The sequence below is a fragment of the Gillisia mitskevichiae genome, assembly GCF_003634585.1.
In the GTDB taxonomy this organism is placed as follows: domain Bacteria; phylum Bacteroidota; class Bacteroidia; order Flavobacteriales; family Flavobacteriaceae; genus Gillisia; species Gillisia mitskevichiae.
The window spans coordinates 113,301-131,348 of the sequence record NZ_RBLG01000004.1 but is presented as its reverse complement, the minus strand read 5'-3'; the positions used below and the strand labels follow the sequence as shown (position 1 = coordinate 131,348).

Sequence of the window (18,048 nt, the reverse complement as noted above, 5' to 3'; positions counted from 1 at the left end):
AAAATGAATTATATTTTTTTTCTTAAAGCAACAAATTAGCGTGTATTAGTATGCCTTAGCAAATAATACACGCTGAGTTGAAGGATTTCCTGTGAAAACACACTTCCCTTCTTCTCGCTTTTGCCCCATAGGAATACATCTTATTGTAGCCTTGGTTTTATCCTTGATCTTCAATTCAGTTTCTGAGGATCCATCCCAATGAGCAGAAATAAATCCACCTTTGGTTTTTAAAACCTCTTTAAACTCTTCAAAAGTATCCACTTCGGTAATATGAGAATCTCTATAATCTCTAGCTCTATTATGGAGGTTTTCCTGAATCTCTATCATTAAACTTTTCACTTTCTCCACCACATCTTCTTGAGAGACAAATTCTTTTGTTAATGTATCCCTTCTCGCTAATTCTACACTACCCTTCTCAAGATCTTTAGGCCCAATAGCAATTCTTACCGGAACTCCCTGTAATTCGTACTGTGCGAACTTCCAGCCCGGCTTGTACGTGTCTCTGTTATCATACTTCACAATAACTCCTGCTTTTCTAAGATCGGCAGCCAGCTGTTCAGCAACTTCAGAAATTTGAGCTAATTGCTCTTCTCCTTTATATATTGGAACAATAACAACTTGTATAGGTGCTAAGTTTGGAGGTAACACCAATCCTTGATCATCACTATGTGTCATGATTAAAGCTCCCATCAATCTAGTGGAAACTCCCCAAGATGTAGCCCATACATGCTCCAGCTTTCCTTCTTTAGTAGCAAACTTAACATCGAACGCCTTGGCAAAATTTTGACCTAGAAAATGTGAAGTTCCAGCCTGTAAAGCTTTTCCATCCTGCATTAAAGCTTCTATACAATAAGTCTCTTCAGCTCCAGCAAAACGCTCATTAGCTGTTTTTGTTCCTTGAATCACAGGAATAGCCATAAAATTTTCAGCGAATTTCGCATACACGTCATTCATTTGTTCAGCTTCTTCAATTGCTTCCTGTTTTGTAGCATGAGCAGTATGCCCTTCTTGCCATAAAAACTCCGCAGTTCTAAGGAACAATCTGGTTCTCATTTCCCAACGCACCACATTGGCCCATTGATTTATAAGTATAGGTAGATCTCTATAAGATTGGATCCAACCTTTATAAGTACTCCAAATAATAGCTTCAGAAGTAGGCCTTACAATAAGCTCTTCTTCTAACTTAGCATCTGGATCTACAATTAATTTTGAACTGTTTTCTGGATCTGTTTTTAATCTATAATGAGTGACTACAGCACATTCTTTTGCAAAACCTTCCGCATTTTTCTCTTCTGCCTCAAAAAGGCTTTTCGGTACAAATAATGGAAAATAGGCATTTTGATGACCTGTCTCTTTGAACATTCTATCTAATTCGGCTTGCATTTTTTCCCAAATGGCATATCCATATGGCTTAATTACCATGCAACCTCTCACAGCGGAGTTTTCGGCTAAATCGGCACTGACTACCAATTCGTTATACCATTTCGAATAATCTTCTTTCCTAGCAGTTAATTTCTTACTCATTCCTCTTATTTGGCATAAATGTTGCACTTTTACTAGCGTTGTAGCTAATTAACTCAAGTTGCAACTAGTTAGCGCAAAACTAACTAATTTTGTAATGTTCAACAATTAAAACCTCTGCTAATGAAACTTTATAATTATATACCAAAATCGATATACTTCTTCATGGCTGCTGTGTCTAGTCTTTTGTTGACATCTTGCGGTTCTTACCAATATGCAGGTACTTCTAATGATGGAATTTATGGCGACGACGAAAATATAGAACTAGCTTCTTCTGAAGTTGAATACGGAAGTAGAGAAGATAACGGCGATTACTATAAAAGATTGTTCGAAGAAGAAGCCGCTCTTTACGGAGATGTTTTAGCCGATGATGCTATTTTTACAGATGTAGATGCCTATTCTTCAACAGGAAATTACGATTACAACAACGAAAATACCAGTTATCAAGGTGGTAATGCTCCTTGGGGTGATTCTCCTTCCAGTTATTCCATAAATATTTACAATGATGGCTTCTATGGAGGCTTTTATCCTTATGGTGGTCTGGGGTATTATGGATATAATAATTTTTGGGGACCTGGAAATATTTATGGCCCTTATGGACCAGGTTTCTATTCTCCTTATTATGGATATGGTTTTGGATATGGCCATGGTTTCGGGTATGGTCATGGATATGGCTACGGGATAGGTTTTTCTGTACATCCATTTATCTACGGCGGTGGAGGCTACTATAATCCTTATTATCACTATTCTTCAAGACAACATTATTTTAGACAAAACGTAGCTTATAATTATGGGCGAAGAGGTGCAAATACTTATAGTAGCAATAGAAATTCTGCAATAAGAAATGCGTCTGCCTTAGATGATAGAGGTAGAAGTTCTACTTACTCCAGATCTATAAGAAACATTAGAAACTCCAACGATGAGTACGGTATCACCAGAAGAGCGACCACCTCACGAGTTTATAATACCCGCTCTAATTCTGATGGCTCCTATTCTAGAAGTAGAAATTCTACTGCAAGAAGAAGTACTAGCACTAACTCTAGATCCAATTCCAGCAGAAGCTCATCTTCTACAGTTAGAAGCACCTCTAACACAGGAAGATCTTCTAATGCGGTGAGAAGTTCTAGTTCAAGTTCCTCCAACAGAACACCATCAAGCAGCAGTAGTAGTAACAGAGGAAGAGGTAATCAATAAATAAGTTTTTATTCTATGAAAAAGCTATGTTTTACATTAATAGCCTTGGCGGTTATGAGCTTTTCTCAAGCTCAAGATATAACAGATGCTATGAGGTATTCATCAGATCAACTTTCAGGTACTGCTAGATACAGAGCTATGAGCGGTGCATTTGGCGCATTGGGAGGAGATCTATCTGCAATATCTATTAATCCGGCTGGGTCTGCTATCTTTTTAAGCAGTGCCGCAACGGTTACTTTAAGCTACAACAACAGGCAGAATGATACTCGTTATTTTAATGGGCTTACTTCTAATGAAAATTCTGATGTATACTTTGATCAAGCTGGAGCTGTTTTAGTTTTTAACAGCACAAATGATAATAATCCTTGGAAAAAATTTGTTCTTGGAGTTAATTATTCTCAAAACAATTCTTTTGATGATAGTTATATAGCACAAGGGACAAGTACTAATTCTATAGATCAGTATTTTCTAGATTATGCTAATGGAGTACCATTGGATCTTTTGGAGACTATGACTAATGAAAGTCTAACTGACCTTTATTTATTCTTAGGTGAAAATGAAGGCTTCGGAGCTCAACAAGCATTTTTAGGATTTCAGGGCTTTATTATAAATCCTGACAGTAATGATCCTAACAATACCTCTTACAGTTCCAATCTTGGTTCTGGAAGCTTTGATCAGCAACATTCCTATATCGCAACGGGCCTAAATGGTAAGTTTGCTATAAATTTCTCTTCAAAGTATAAGGACTTTCTTCACTTTGGAATTAATTTGAATGCACATTTTTTAAATTATGATAGAGCTACACGTTTTGTTGAACAGAATTCTAACAGTGGAAGCGAAACTAACCAGATCGTTTTTTCAAATAATTTAAGTACCACAGGAAATGGATTTTCGCTTCAACTAGGTACTATAGCTAATATAACAGATAACCTTAGACTTGGGCTAACTTACGATACTCCGACTTGGTATTTAATTGAAGAACAAGCTACTCAGCGTTTAGAGACTTTTAGCAATGAATTTAATGATAGAGTAATTGTAGATCCTAATGTAGTTAACGTATATCCAGATTATCGCTTAAAAACACCAGGTAAGCTTACAGGAAGTTTAGCTGTGCTATTTGGCAGTAAGGGATTGATTAGTTTTGATTATTCATATAAAGATTTTTCCAATACAGAACTTAGACCATCAAATGATCCTGAATTCGCTTTTCAAAACAATTTAATTTCGGAAAATCTAAAAGCTGCTTCCACTTATAAAATTGGAGGAGAATATAGAATCCAAAACTGGAGCTTAAGAGGAGGTTACAGATTTGAAGAAAGTCCTTATAAGAATGAAATCACTCTAGGGGATCTTAATGGTTATTCTGCAGGAGTTGGTTATGATTTTGGTTCTATTAAAGCAGATCTTTCTTACGATCAATCCTCCAGAACAGACAATCCTCAATTATATCAAGTGGGACTTATTAACACAGCTAATATTCAAAGAGATTTTTCAAGTGTAGTGTTATCCTTAAGTTTCGGAATCTAGCAAAACAGCATTTAAACTTAATTATACTCCTCGTGTCTTATAAAAAAGATGCGAGGTTTTATTTTATTAAAGGAAGATCATTCAAGACAATTCCTATATTTTCAAAGTAAAATGACCACTGAATTCGGATATTATTCCAGTTTCCTGATCCTTCATGTCTATTGTAAACCAATAATCATCTGCCGGCATGTTTTTACCATTAAGCGTTCCATCCCAACCATTTCCGCGGGGATCTAACTGCTTGATGAGTTTACCATACCTGTCGTATATGAATATCTTAGAAATAGAAATCTCAGGATCATTTATAATGTTCCAAGTATCGTTAAAACCATCCCCGTTCGGAGTAAAAAATCTAGCATACCCAATAAGTCTAAATTCAGCAGAAGTAGCCATTCCGCAGCCATAAATATCTCTTGCCGAAACTGTATGTAATCCTGGTTTTACATTTGTGAAATTTACTTGAGTTTGCCAGGCACTATTATCCAACTGATATTCATAAGTTGGCCCTTCTTCCACAATATTGTTTATCATGACAGACACAATATACCCATCCTCAAAGTCGTTTCCAGCAATAGACACCCTAACATTTTTGGGTGCAGAATAATAAGATAGATTCGTAGTAAAATTATTAGAACAGCCGGTAAGCTTATTAATAATTTCTACTGAAATAGTAGGATTGGCAGGTGCTTCAATTAAGGAGAGAATAGGATTTTGCACTCCATCCCCATCTGGATCATTATTTACATTCCAATTATAAATAAAATCTGGACCAAGATCTTTTCCTATAGATTGAGGATTTAATAAATTTCCTTCTGAATCTATACAGAATATTGTTTCAGTCTCTAATTCTATTATAGGGATTGAAGCTATTTTCAGTATAAATGCAACTGGGTCTGAAACACATCCAGATTCCTGATTGGTAATAGTAGCTAAAATTTCCTGCTGATCTACTCCTTCAAAAGAATTAGGATTTTCGATGGCTATTCTATTAGCAAAATTAGTTTCATTGCTATAAAAATTTAAGTTGAATAAAAAATTCGCGTTTTGAGGATCCTGAGTAATTTCAGTATAAACCTGAGAAAGATCAAATATTGCTGTCGGTTCAATACTACATCCTAAAAGATCATTCGGCTCAATTGCAATTGGTTTTTCAAAATACTCTACTAAAATTTCATCATCAAATCTTAATCCTGTATTATCATTAATCGCAATCACTTTATACCTTCCTGTTGTAGAAACCGTAAAATCTGGACTCACCTGGTCTGATAATAATTCAAAATCATTAATCCCATCATTAAAAACATAATACTCGTATCTAGAGGCATCTACATTTTTCGCTGTTAACTTAACAGGATCGCTATTGCACAGCGAAAGATCATCCCCTAGAATATTCACAATAGAACAATCTGTAGCGCCAGAATTCGATTGATTTTGATTGGTCTGCTCCAATCTAATAAAACCCGGTTGTTCTGAATAATTAGTGATTAAAACCACATAAACTTGACCTTCAGCAGCATTATTAATTACAAAATTCTCTGTAGCAGATGGAGAATAGCTACAATCTACAATTCGAGATACAGATAAAGCATTGTTACTACAAAGATCATCGCCTTCCTTAAAGGGCCCCCAAGCAATAAAATCTACATCTAAAGTTCCACCAGAACCATTAGAGTTTACGGTCTGACTAATACTAAAATTTAGATCTCCTGGATCTTTAATCTTCAAAAAAAACCAAGCAGGATAAGGCTGAAATTCCAAACATCTATAGTCTGGCCCACTTTCGGCTACTGCTAAATCTCCACTGAAAGCATTGGAATTAGGAAAAACATATTGTGTAGTTCCAGCACAAAACGGCTGAATACTCGAACAACGATCTCCTTGTGCATAAATCTGACAGGTTCCCCCAAGAGAGATCACTAGAAACATAGTAAGGAATAATAGGGACTTCATATATCAGATTACCAAAGAATTGCAAATTACACATTTTACCCCAATTGCATCCCTTGGCTTTTTAGAATCTTTAGCTTAAAGAGTCATAAAATATGTATCTTTGCAAGCCTAATAGATAGATTACGACTAGTATTGAAAAAAGTGCTATGAAGATAGACCATATGGAAAATAAAATAGATGAAATGGGCGATGCTCACGTTTCTACAAGTGCAAATAATCCACTTAGAGATGACGCTTTTGATCTTAGCAATGAAGAGAAAATTGCAAGGATCAATGAAGATGTAAAAAGTATTTTGCAGACTTTAGGAATGGATCTTACAGATGACAGTATAAAAGGAACTCCACAGCGAGTTGCAAAAATGTTTGTAAATGAAATTTTTGGCGGTTTAGATCCTAAAAGAAAGCCCAAGGCTTCAACATTCGAAAATAAATACAAGTACGGTGAGATGCTAGTAGAGAAAAATATAACTATTTACTCAACTTGTGAACACCATTTATTACCTATAGTTGGAAGAGCTCATGTTGCATATATTTCTAAAGGAAGTGTAATTGGTCTTTCTAAAATGAATAGAATTGTAGACTATTTCGCAAAAAGGCCACAAGTCCAAGAGCGATTGACCATGCAAATAGTACAGGAATTACAAAATGCATTAGGAACTCAAGATGTTGCATGTGTTATAGATGCTAAGCACCTTTGTGTTAACAGTAGAGGAATTCGTGATATTGAAAGCAGCACGGTTACAAGTGAATTTGGCGGAGCTTTTAAAGAAACTTCTGTTAGAAGAGAATTTCTAGATTACATTAAGCTAGAAACATCCTTTTAAGTATATTCATAATTCAAACCTTAGTAAGCAATAATTTATGGCTCTTTATAAAGAACAAAGCTTAAAACTTTACAACTCGATCTCTAGAGAAAAGGAAATTTTTAAACCAATAAATGAAGGCCACATAGGCATGTATGTATGTGGACCTACCGTTTATAGCAATGTTCATTTAGGAAACTGCCGCACATTTATTTCTTTCGATCTTATTTTTAGATATTTTAAACATTTAGGTTACAAGATCCGATATGTTCGAAATATCACAGATGCTGGGCATTTAGAAAATGATGCCGACAGTGGTGAAGATAGAATTGCGAAAAAAGCCAGGTTAGAGCAAATTGAACCTATGGAAGTCGTGCAACGATATACTGTAGATTTTCATAATACCTTACAGAAATTTAATAATTTACCTCCAAGTATAGAACCTACTGCTACGGGACATATTGTAGAGCAGATAGAAACCATTAAAACTATTATTGATAAAGGTTTTGCTTATGAAGTAAATGGATCTGTTTACTTTGATGTTCTAAAATTCAATAAAGATCACGACTACGGAAAACTTAGCGGGAGATCTATTGAAGATATGATCGCAAACACCCGTGAACTTGCTGCACAGAGTGATAAAAAAAATCCGCAGGATTTTGCGCTTTGGAAAAAGGCAGAACCGCAACACATTATGCGTTGGCCTTCTCCATGGAGTGATGGTTTTCCTGGATGGCACCTAGAATGCACCGTAATGAGCACCAAATATTTGGGAGAGCAGTTTGATATTCATGGCGGCGGAATGGATTTAAAGTTCCCACATCACGAATGTGAGATTGCGCAAGGAGAAGCCTCTACAGGTAAAAACCCTGTTAATTACTGGATGCATGCAAATATGCTAACCCTTAACGGGCAAAAAATGGCAAAAAGCACTGGCAACAATATCCTTCCTAATGAAATTTTCTCTGGAGAAAATGATAATTTAAGCAAAGGTTTTAGTCCTTCTGTAGCAAGATTTTTTATGCTTCAGGCTAATTACAGAAGTATTCTTGATTTTTCTAACACTGCACTATTAGCGAGTGAAAAAGGATTTAATAGATTGATGGACGCATATAGAAATAGCTCACTACTACCAGTTTCTGAATCCTCTACCTTTTCTGTAAAAGAGTGGAAACAGCGTTGTTATGATGCTATGAACGATGACTTTAATAGTCCAATCTTAATAGCAACACTCTTTGAAGCCGTAAAATTCATTGTAGGAGTAAAAGAAGGCAATGAGAAAATCACTGCTGAAGATAAAGAGCTTTTACATACAACAATGCACGATTTTATTTTTGATGTACTTGGATTATTAGACACCACAGTGGCTAATCAGGATAATTCTGAAAAACTTTCTGGAACAGTTGAATTACTTATTAAATTAAGAGCTGAAGCTAGAAACAATAAAGATTTTGCTACTAGCGATCAAATAAGAGATCAATTACTTGCTCTAGGAATCCAATTGAAAGACGGGAAAGAAGGAACAGTTTTCACCCTCGAAGATTAAAACATAGTCTGTGCTAAAAAAAAGCTTGGCATATCCCTTTATTCTTTTGGTAAAATTTTATCAGAGAGTCATCTCGCCATTAACTCCCGCAACCTGCAGATATACTCCAACATGCTCTCAGTATACATTGGTTGCCCTTCAAAAATATGGCGTATTTAAAGGAGGTTGGATGAGCCTAAAGCGAATTGCGAGTTGTAATCCTTGGGGAGGTTGCGGTTATGATCCAGTTCCTTGATCCATTTGCTATTTAGTTAAAGCTTTATTGCCAAACCATCCAAATATGTATCTTTACCCAACAATTTAAAAAAATAATACATGCTTTTTAATGCTATAACCTGGAGTCCTTCTGAAGGATTAGATTTAGGATTTTTTACGCTTCACTACTACAGTTTGATGTTTCTTATAGCATTTGGCTTAGGATGGTATATCATGAAGAGTATCTATACTAAAGAAGGTGTTTCAATAGAAAAATTAGATCCGCTTTTTATATATACAGTATTAGCAACCTTAATAGGAGCTAGATTGGGGCATGTTATATTTTATGACTGGGAGTATTTCCAACATCACTTATTAGAAATCTTTCTACCGGTTCGTTTTGAGCCAGAATTTGAATTTACTGGGTTTCGCGGATTAGCAAGTCATGGTGCAGCTATTGGAATCATCGTAGCGATGTACCTTTATAGAAAGAACATTTTAGACAAACCTATTCTTTGGATCTTGGATAGAGTGGTAATTCCAGTTGCAAGTGGAGCTATTTTCATTAGAATTGGTAATTTTATGAATTCTGAAATCATTGGAAAACCTACTAATAGTGATTATGGTGTGATCTTTAAAAATCTGGGAGAGAGCTTTCCAAGACATCCAGCTCAGTTATATGAGTCTTTCTGTTATTTATTGATCTTTTTACTTCTATGGTTTGTTTATTGGAAAACAGATAAAAAGCAAAAAATAGGATTTCTATTTGGCTTATTTTTAGTCTTGCTTTGGACTGTGCGATTCTTTGTAGAATTCTTGAAGGAACCTCAAGTAGAAGAGAGAGCTATCTGGCTTATTAATACCGGTCAATGGCTAAGTATTCCCTTTATTTTAGCTGGTTTATATTTTATGCTACGACCTTCAAAAAGAGTAGCTGCATGAAAAAAATAAAAAGGTTCATATTAACTGGATTTAGTCTTGGGATCATTTTCTCTTGTGCCGATAATGATAAAAACACTTCCATTGAAACTGATGAAATTCAGTTTACAAAAGAAGGAGAATTATATCTTTTAAAAGCAGAGGACACTATACAGAAACTGGATATAGAGCTTGCTGAAACTTCTTACGAGCAACAAACTGGTTTGATGTACAGAAAATCTATGAAAGCCAATCAAGGTATGCTATTCGTGTATTCTACAGAAACGCTGCATAGTTTTTACATGAAAAACACCTACATCCCATTGGATCTTATTTTCTTCAACAAAGATAGTAGTGTGGTGAGCTTTCAAGAGAATGCAAAACCCTTAGATGAAACCTCATTACCTTCTAAGGTGCCGGCACAATACATATTAGAAGTAAATGCAGGCAAGGTAAAAGAATGGGAACTTGCTGAAGGAGATAAAATGTTATTCCTAAGAAACTAATTTTATTTAGTTCTCTATTTCATACTGCTTATTTAGACCTTGAAACAAGTTCAGAGTGACGATAGTGGTCTTAACTTTCGTTATACTGAAATTATTTTAGCATCTATATATTTATCTAGTTAATTCTTTAAAAGATCACGAGAGCCCTCAACAAACAGGTTACGATACTGATTTAACTTTCGTCATGCTGAATTCGTTTAAGCATCCATCATACGTGAATAACTTCGCGAGATAATTTTATTATCTCAAGTTTTCCATTGACGTATATTCTAAGTTGCCACAAATAACAGACCCTGAAACAAGTTCAGGGTGACGATACTGGAATTAACTTACGTCATGCTGAATTTATTTCAGCATCTATATATTTATCTAATTAATTCTTTAAACGATCACGAGAGCCTTCAACAGGATGACGATACTGATTTAACTTTCGTAATACTGAATTCGTTTAAGCATCCATCATACGTGAATAACTTCGCGAGATAATTTTATTATCTCAGGTTTTCCATTAACGTATATTCTGTTCAGTATTAGAAATCTCGAAAACAAAAAAAGCTGCTCATTACTGAGCAGCTTTTTTATTATTGTATTAAAATAATTGCTAATTAAGCAACAACTTCTTCATTCTTTTTGCTATCTCTAATTGCCTTTTTATTAGCACTATCATACATCACAGGAGTTGCGATGAATAAAGATGAGTATGTACCAACAATAACTCCAACTATCATTGCGAACATAAATCCTCTAAGGCTTTCCCCTCCAAAAATAAAGATCGCTAACAATACTAATATAGTAGTTAATGAAGTATTTAATGTTCTACCCAATGTACTGTTTAAAGCACTATTTATAATTTTATTCCTTGGCCATGTAGTATGCTCATTCGCATATTCTCTAATCCTATCAAACACAACTACTGTATCATTCAGGGAGTATCCAATAACCGTTAATATTGCGGCTATGAATGCTTGGTTAATCTCCATACTAAATGGCATAATGTTATATGCTAAAGAGAAGATACCTAACACTATTAAAACATCATGAAATACTGCAGCTACAGCACCTAAACTATATTGCCATTTTCTAAATCTCAATAAGATATAAAGGAATACCACAATTAGCGATCCTAAAACTGCCCAGAAGGAATCATTTTTAATATCATCGGCGATAGTAGGACCTACTTTCATAGATTCCATAATTCCGATTTCTCGTTCGTTAGAACCAACCGTAAAGTCATCGTAAGTCATATCTGCAGGTAAATGCGGCTGTAAAGCATCGAACATCATTCTTTGAACTTCTGCATCTACCGCCTCCCCTTCATCTTCCACTTTATATTTAGTGGTAATCTTTAATTGATTATTTGGACCATAAGTTTTTGCTTCTGCACTTTCAAAAGTAGCGATAAGATCTTTTTCCACTTCTGAAGCATTTACATCATCTGCAAATCTTACAGTATAAGTTCTACCTCCAATAAAATCTACACCTTGATTCAACCCGTTCATAAAGAAAGATCCAACACTTACAAGAATAAAAATTCCTGAGATAGTATAAGCGATTTTTCTTTTGCTTAAGAAGTCAAAATTCATATTTGCGAATAGATTCTTAGTAATAGAAGTACTAAATGCTAGTGACTTTCCATTTTTACCATATCCATCAATAAATAATCTTGTAATAAAAATTGCAGTAAATAAAGAAGTTGCAATACCTATTAATAAAGTAGTAGCAAATCCTTTAATTGGTCCTGTTCCTAAGATCAATAAAATTAAACCGGTAAGACCAGTAGTAATGTTGGCATCCAAAATAGAAGAAAGTGCATTGTTAAATCCATCTTTAATAGCATCTTTTTGAGACTTCCCTTTTGCCAGTTCCTCTTTTATACGTTCAAATATAAGAACGTTCGCATCTACCGACATACCTATCGTTAATACGATACCTGCAATTCCAGGTAAAGTAAGCACAGCTCCAAGACCGGCTAAAATTCCGAAGATAAAGATGATGTTCACTACAAGAGCAACATCAGCAAAAAGACCAGCTTTACCATAATAGAAAACCATCCAAATTAATACGATAGATAAAGCGATTAGAAATGAATTAACACCACTATCTATAGCTTCCTGTCCTAAGGATGGACCTACGATCTCACTTTGTATAATATCTGCTGAAGCAGGTAATTTACCAGCTCTAAGTACGTTCGCTAAATCTTGCCCTTCTGTGATATCAAAGTCTCCTGTGATCTCACTTCTACCTCCACTAATTGGGCCTGTAGAAACTCCCGGTGCAGAATACACCACATTATCTAAAACAATAGCAATATTGCTTTTTTCAGTATATGCCTTTCCAGTCATTTCTTCCCAGATCTTAGCACCTTTTCCATCCATTTGCATAGATACTGCTACTCTACCTACCTGATCGTAAGTTTGTGTAGCATCTGTAATAACATCTCCAGTTAATGCAGGAGTCATTTCACGATCTCCTTTTAATGCATAAAGATCTGAAACATTGTTTTTAGATACTCCCCATACAAATTCTGCAAAGCGAAGATCTACTGGTAAAAGTGATCTTACTTGAGATTTATTTAAATATTCTCTAACCTGTGCAGTATCCTTAGAAGCAAAAGATGCTAAAATTGGACTCCCCTGAAAACCTGGAGAAACCATAAGGTCTAATAAAGGATTGTTTGCTGTTTGAACTTCAGAAGAATCTTCTGTACTTGCTAATAATGCCTCTATCTCTTCATCTTCTTCAGAACCAGATAATGTATCTTTTTTCTCTGCAGATTTATCTTCTTTCTTAACCATTTGTGCAAGAGTATTATTTGCATTGATCAAGAAATTCCCGAAATCTGTATTTTTATGTACATACCAGAATTCTAATTGGGCAGTACTTTGAAGTAATTTTTGAACACGATTAATATCTTTCGCCCCAGGAAGTTCTACCAAGATTCTTCCAGAATTCCCTAAACGTTGGATATTTGGTTGTGCAACTCCAAACTTATCTATACGCTTACGCAATACCTCGAAAGCTGATGTAATAGATTCGTCTACCTTTTGTCTAATAATAGGTTTAACAACATCATTGGTCATTTCGAAGTTCACCTGATCGCTAAGTGTCTTATTGGCAAATATATCTGGAGAAGCTAATTTTGCTCCTTCATTTTTCTCGAATGCCTCAAAGAAAAGATCTAAATAGCTTTCTTGACTGTCTTTTTGTGCAGCGTCTGCTTCAGCTAAAGCTTTATTAAATGTAGGATCAGTACTATCATTAGCCAATCCCTTTAAGATATCTTTTACAGAAATTTGAAGAATTACATTTATTCCTCCTTTAAGATCGAGTCCTTTATTAAGCTCTTTATCTTTTGCTGTGTTGTAAGTAATTCCAGCAATAATCTCATTATCACCAATAGAATCTAAATATCTATTTTCCTCAACATCTCGCAGTACAGAATATCCCTCTACGTTAGTTCCTATTTTTTGCTTAGCAAACGCCTCTGCATCACCCTCTACTCCGCTGGCAATAAATGTAAATGATAGCTGGTAAATACATACCAGACCAAATAAAACCGCAAAAATCTTGATCAGTCCTTTATTCTGCATTATTCTTTATTATTTAATATCAATTTTTAAAACGGACAAATATAGGATTTCATTATTCAAATGCCAATTATTTTTTTTTGAAAAATTTAACTTTTTAACAATAAAAAAGACCACTTTAAAAGTGGTCTTTTTTGAAATTCAGTTTTCACCGAATTATATTAGAAATAATGCTTAAAATGACAATAAATCATTCGTTTTCTTTACGCCTTCAGCACTTTCTTTGATTTTCGCTTTTTCAGCATCTGTCAATTCTATTTCCACGATCTTTTCTAATCCATCTTTCCCTAAAATTGCAGGAACTCCAATACAAAGATCACTTAAACCATATTCCCCTTCTAATAATGCAGAACATGGGAACATTTTTTTCTGGTCGCATGCTATAGCTTGAACCATTGCAGAAACAGCAGCACCTGGCGCGTACCATGCACTAGTACCTAACAATTTAGTTAATGTTGCACCACCTACTTTAGTATCTTCAGAAACTTGATTCAGTCTATCTTCAGAAAGAAAAGCCGATACAGGAATACTATTTCTTGTAGCCAATCTTGTTAACGGCACCATTCCAGTGTCACTATGTCCACCTATCACCATTCCATCAACATCAGACGGAGGGCATTCTAAAGCTTCACTTAGCCTAAACTTAAAACGTGCGCTATCTAAAGCTCCACCCATTCCAATAATTTTACTTTTTGGAAGGCCAGTAGTTTTATGTACTAAATAAGTCATTGTATCCATTGGGTTACTCACCACAATAATTACAGTGTCTGGAGAATGCTTAATTAGATTTCCTGAAACTTCTTTTACAATTCCAGCATTGATACCAATTAATTCTTCTCTTGTCATTCCTGGTTTTCTAGGAATCCCACTTGTAATAACTACAACATCACTACCAGCAGTTTTAGAATAATCGTTAGTAGAACCTACAATCTTAGAATCGAATCCGTTAAGGGTTGCAGTTTGCATTAGATCCATTGCTTTTCCTTCAGCAACACCCTCTTTAATATCTACTAAAACAATTTCTGAAGCAAAGTTCTTTATTGCAATATACTCAGCACAACTTGCTCCAACAGCACCTGCTCCAACGATAGTAACTTTCATTTTATATGATTTAAATATTAATTATTGATTTTTTACGAAAATACAAATTATGTATTAGTTAAGTAATAAGGAATGGTTAAATGTATTTGCTTCTAATTCAAGCGGTAATGAAGCCCAACGTTCGCATTGAACAATCCACTCGCAGAAAGAACTGTGCTGAATTTAAATTTATTAAAGTAATAGTTAAACCCAATATTACCTTTAAATTTCCCATCGCTATTTCCTAATGCCCCTAGTTGATCATTTAAAGCTGGCAATGAAGCTCCAGTCCCACCAAAAGCATAGTCGAAATTGGAATTAGTGTAGCCAAATCCGCCCATTACTTCAAAATTATCATAAAGTTTAGATCCAATTAATTGCACATTGTACATATTTGCATCTACATCAATCCTATTTAGATTTGCAATTTGAATGTCTATTGGGATAAATTTATAATCTGCTTTAAAATTACTGTAATTAGCTATTAAGGCAAATTGAAAATCCTCTGCTCTCAATCTTTTGTATAAATATTGAGAAAAATTATGCTTCAATCCTACACCATAAGTACTTATTCCAACATCATTAATAAAAACTTTAGGTAAATATCTAACAGCGATCTCTGTCTTATAAGGCAGTCCAACCGTTACTTGTGGAAACGCATGTAAGACTACACCTTTATCTAAACCATCAATTGCATCAAAATCGAAATCCTGACCGAAAATGGTGCCTTCATAAACAGCATCTGTATTGCCTCCATACACCGTTGGTAACAAGGCATTACTTGCTCCACTTATGGATAGTTTATTAAATTGGTTATCGTTAATTAATTTATTTTTCTTAGAACTCGGAACAAACAAAGCATTTCCATGAACCGAAATTTCTACTTGCCATTTCTCTAAGGTAGATGCCGAAGAAAACCAACCCGCACTAGATTGTAAAGTCGCTCCCTCCGCACCAGGTGCTGCAAAATTTTCTGCGATTAATAACATATCTTCTATTAATCCGTCCACATCATTTTGAGCGAAAGAATTATTAGATATAAAAAATAGGCTAAGGATAAATGTAGATTTAAGGAGGTTTCTCACAGTATAGGTTTTATAATTAACGTAAAAATAACAAAATAGAGTATGTTAAAATTCAGAAAATAAATTTTAACTAATAAGTAACAAAAATAAAGCCCACTATAATAAGTGGGCTTTAATAAATTTATATATCTACATTCGCATAGACGGCATTTTTTTCTATAAACTCTCGACGCGGCGGCACCTCATCTCCCATTAACATAGAGAAGATCCTATCTGCCTCACTACTGTTATCTATATTCACTTGACGAAGCGTTCTAAACTCAGGATTCATTGTAGTGTCCCATAATTGTTCTGCATTCATCTCTCCTAAACCTTTATATCGCTGTATCTGTACACTACCGTTATAGCTTTCAGCAATCGCATCTCGCTCCTTATCATTCCAAGCATATTGCTTTTTCTGACCCTTTTTTACTAAATATAGCGGTGGAGTTGCAATATAAATATGTCCATTTTCTATAAGTTCCTTCATATATCTGAAGAAAAAAGTAAGAATTAAGGTTTCAATATGACTACCATCTACATCGGCATCACACATGATCACTATTTTATGGTATCTAAGTTTTGCGAGATTTAAGGCCTTACTATCTTCTTCTGTACCAATAGTAACTCCTAAAGCAGTATAAATATTTTTTATTTCCTCATTATCAAAGACTCGATGTCTCATCGCTTTTTCCACATTAAGGATCTTCCCTCGAAGTGGTAAAATAGCTTGAAAAGCTCGATCTCTACCTTGTTTTGCAGTTCCACCTGCAGAATCTCCCTCTACTAGGTATACTTCGCATTTAGTAGGGTCTTGCTCAGAACAATCAGATAATTTTCCAGGCAATCCACCTATACTCATCACCGTTTTACGCTGCACCATCTCACGCGCTTTTTTAGCCGCATGACGCGCTTGGGCTGCCAAGATCACTTTCTCAACAATAGTTTTAGCATCACTAGGATTTTCTTCCAAGTAATTCTCCAACATTTCTGAAACCGCTTGAGAAACTGCAGAAGTAACCTCCCTGTTCCCTAATTTAGTTTTAGTTTGTCCTTCAAATTGTGGTTCTCCAACTTTTACAGAAATAATAGCAGTTAGACCCTCACGGAAATCATCTCCAGCGATTTCAAACTTTAACTTATCCAACATCCCAGAAGCATCTGCATACTTTTTAAGAGTTGTAGTTAAACCTCTTCTAAAACCAGCTAAGTGAGTTCCTCCTTCATGAGTATTAATGTTATTTACATAAGAATGTAAATTCTCATTAAATGAAGTATTATATATCATTGCAACCTCAACAGGAATATCATTCTTTTCTCCTTCCATAGAGATTACATGAGAAATAATAGGGTCTCTGTTTTGATCTAGAAATTTTATAAATTCCTTTAAACCTTCTTCAGAAAAGAAAGTTTCCGAAACAAAAGTTCCATCTTCATTTAACTGACGCTCGTCTGTTAAAACAATTTTAAGACCTTTATTCAAGAACGAAAGCTCGCGCATTCTACTTGCAAGTGTATCGTAATTATACTCTACAGTTTGCTGAAATATAGTTGGATCTGGAGTAAAAGTAACTACCGTTCCTCTAAGTTCAGTTTCACCGATAGATTTTACAGGATACATAGGTTTTCCACGCTCATATTCTTGACGCCAAACAACCCCTTCTCTGTAAACTGTAGCACTTAAATGAGTAGATAATGCATTCACACAACTAACTCCAACCCCGTGTAATCCACCAGAAACCTTATAAGAATCTTTATCAAATTTTCCTCCGGCTCCAATTTTAGTCATTACTACCTCTAAGGCAGAAACTCCTTCTTTTTTATGTAAATCTATTGGAATACCACGTCCATTATCCTCGGTAGTGATAGACCCTTCTTTTGTAATAGTTACTTTAATTGTATCACAATGGCCAGCCATTGCTTCATCTATAGAGTTATCCACAACTTCATACACCAGGTGATGCAATCCTCTTATACCGGTATCCCCAATATACATGGACGGACGCATACGCACATGCTCCATGCCTTCTAAAGCCTGAATACTATCTGCCGAATAACTGTTTTTCTTAACTTCTTCGCTCATTTATGATTCTGTTAAAATTTGTTTTTTATGCAACAGACAAATATAACAAAACCCTTGCTCCTATTAGCTTGAAG

General features: G+C 35.0%; 13 protein-coding genes. 7 read left to right on the top strand and 6 right to left on the bottom strand.

Annotated elements, in window-relative coordinates:
• Window positions 1-45: 45 nt before the first annotated feature.
• On the bottom strand, window positions 46-1,524 hold the full coding sequence (gene proS / locus BC962_RS13230; RefSeq protein ID WP_121346503.1) for a proline--tRNA ligase: 1,479 nt from the start codon (window positions 1,522-1,524) through the stop codon (window positions 46-48).
• Window positions 1,525-1,644: 120 nt separating this feature from the next.
• Here proS and BC962_RS13225 point away from each other — a divergent pair, with 120 nt between their 5' ends.
• Both BC962_RS13225 and BC962_RS13220 read left to right on the top strand, forming a co-directional pair.
• On the top strand, window positions 1,645-2,715 hold the full coding sequence (locus BC962_RS13225) for a hypothetical protein (protein ID WP_147405657.1): 1,071 nt from the start codon (window positions 1,645-1,647) through the stop codon (window positions 2,713-2,715).
• 15 nt (window positions 2,716-2,730) lie between these two features.
• Window positions 2,731-4,242: an OmpP1/FadL family transporter gene (locus tag BC962_RS13220; protein ID WP_121346501.1), complete on the top strand. Its 1,512-nt coding sequence runs from the start codon at window positions 2,731-2,733 to the stop codon at window positions 4,240-4,242.
• 93 nt (window positions 4,243-4,335) lie between these two features.
• Here the strand turns inward: BC962_RS13220 and BC962_RS13215 are convergent, their stop codons facing one another.
• Window positions 4,336-6,192: a T9SS type B sorting domain-containing protein gene (locus BC962_RS13215; protein ID WP_121346500.1), complete on the bottom strand. Its 1,857-nt coding sequence runs from the start codon at window positions 6,190-6,192 to the stop codon at window positions 4,336-4,338.
• Between the two features lie 146 nt (window positions 6,193-6,338).
• Here BC962_RS13215 and folE point away from each other — a divergent pair, with 146 nt between their 5' ends.
• From folE to BC962_RS13190, 5 genes are all read left to right on the top strand, one after another.
• Window positions 6,339-7,016, top strand: a complete 678-nt coding sequence (folE, locus tag BC962_RS13210) for a GTP cyclohydrolase I FolE (protein WP_183075511.1) — start codon at window positions 6,339-6,341, stop codon at window positions 7,014-7,016.
• Window positions 7,017-7,053: 37 nt separating this feature from the next.
• Window positions 7,054-8,541: a cysteine--tRNA ligase gene (cysS, locus tag BC962_RS13205; RefSeq protein ID WP_121346499.1), complete on the top strand. Its 1,488-nt coding sequence runs from the start codon at window positions 7,054-7,056 to the stop codon at window positions 8,539-8,541.
• Between the two features lie 10 nt (window positions 8,542-8,551).
• Complete coding sequence (gene yidD / locus BC962_RS13200; RefSeq protein WP_121346498.1) at window positions 8,552-8,776, top strand: membrane protein insertion efficiency factor YidD; 225 nt, start codon at window positions 8,552-8,554, stop codon at window positions 8,774-8,776.
• Between the two features lie 80 nt (window positions 8,777-8,856).
• Entirely contained in the window at window positions 8,857-9,678 is an 822-nt protein-coding gene (gene lgt / locus BC962_RS13195) for a prolipoprotein diacylglyceryl transferase (protein WP_121346497.1), read from the top strand.
• Window positions 9,675-10,160 carry a DUF192 domain-containing protein gene (locus tag BC962_RS13190; protein WP_121346496.1) on the top strand — a complete coding sequence of 162 codons (486 nt, stop codon included), beginning with the start codon at window positions 9,675-9,677 and terminating at the stop codon, window positions 10,158-10,160. Before lgt ends, BC962_RS13190 begins: the two co-directional genes overlap by 4 nt.
• 605 nt (window positions 10,161-10,765) lie before the next feature.
• Here BC962_RS13190 and secDF read toward each other — a convergent pair.
• From secDF to gyrB, 4 genes are all read right to left on the bottom strand, one after another.
• On the bottom strand, window positions 10,766-13,750 hold the full coding sequence (gene secDF, locus BC962_RS13185; RefSeq protein ID WP_121346495.1) for a protein translocase subunit SecDF: 2,985 nt from the start codon (window positions 13,748-13,750) through the stop codon (window positions 10,766-10,768).
• A gap of 171 nt (window positions 13,751-13,921) precedes the next feature.
• Window positions 13,922-14,848, bottom strand: coding sequence for a malate dehydrogenase (mdh, locus tag BC962_RS13180; RefSeq protein WP_121346494.1), 927 nt, complete (start codon window positions 14,846-14,848; stop codon window positions 13,922-13,924).
• A gap of 92 nt (window positions 14,849-14,940) precedes the next feature.
• A complete protein-coding gene (locus BC962_RS13175; protein WP_121346493.1) occupies window positions 14,941-15,912 on the bottom strand; it encodes a DUF6588 family protein in 972 nt (323 codons plus the stop codon).
• Between the two features lie 121 nt (window positions 15,913-16,033).
• The gene (gene gyrB, locus BC962_RS13170; protein WP_121346492.1) at window positions 16,034-17,974 is read right to left on the bottom strand and encodes a DNA topoisomerase (ATP-hydrolyzing) subunit B; all 1,941 of its coding nucleotides are present in this window, start codon (window positions 17,972-17,974) and stop codon (window positions 16,034-16,036) included.
• Window positions 17,975-18,048 lie beyond the last annotated feature (74 nt).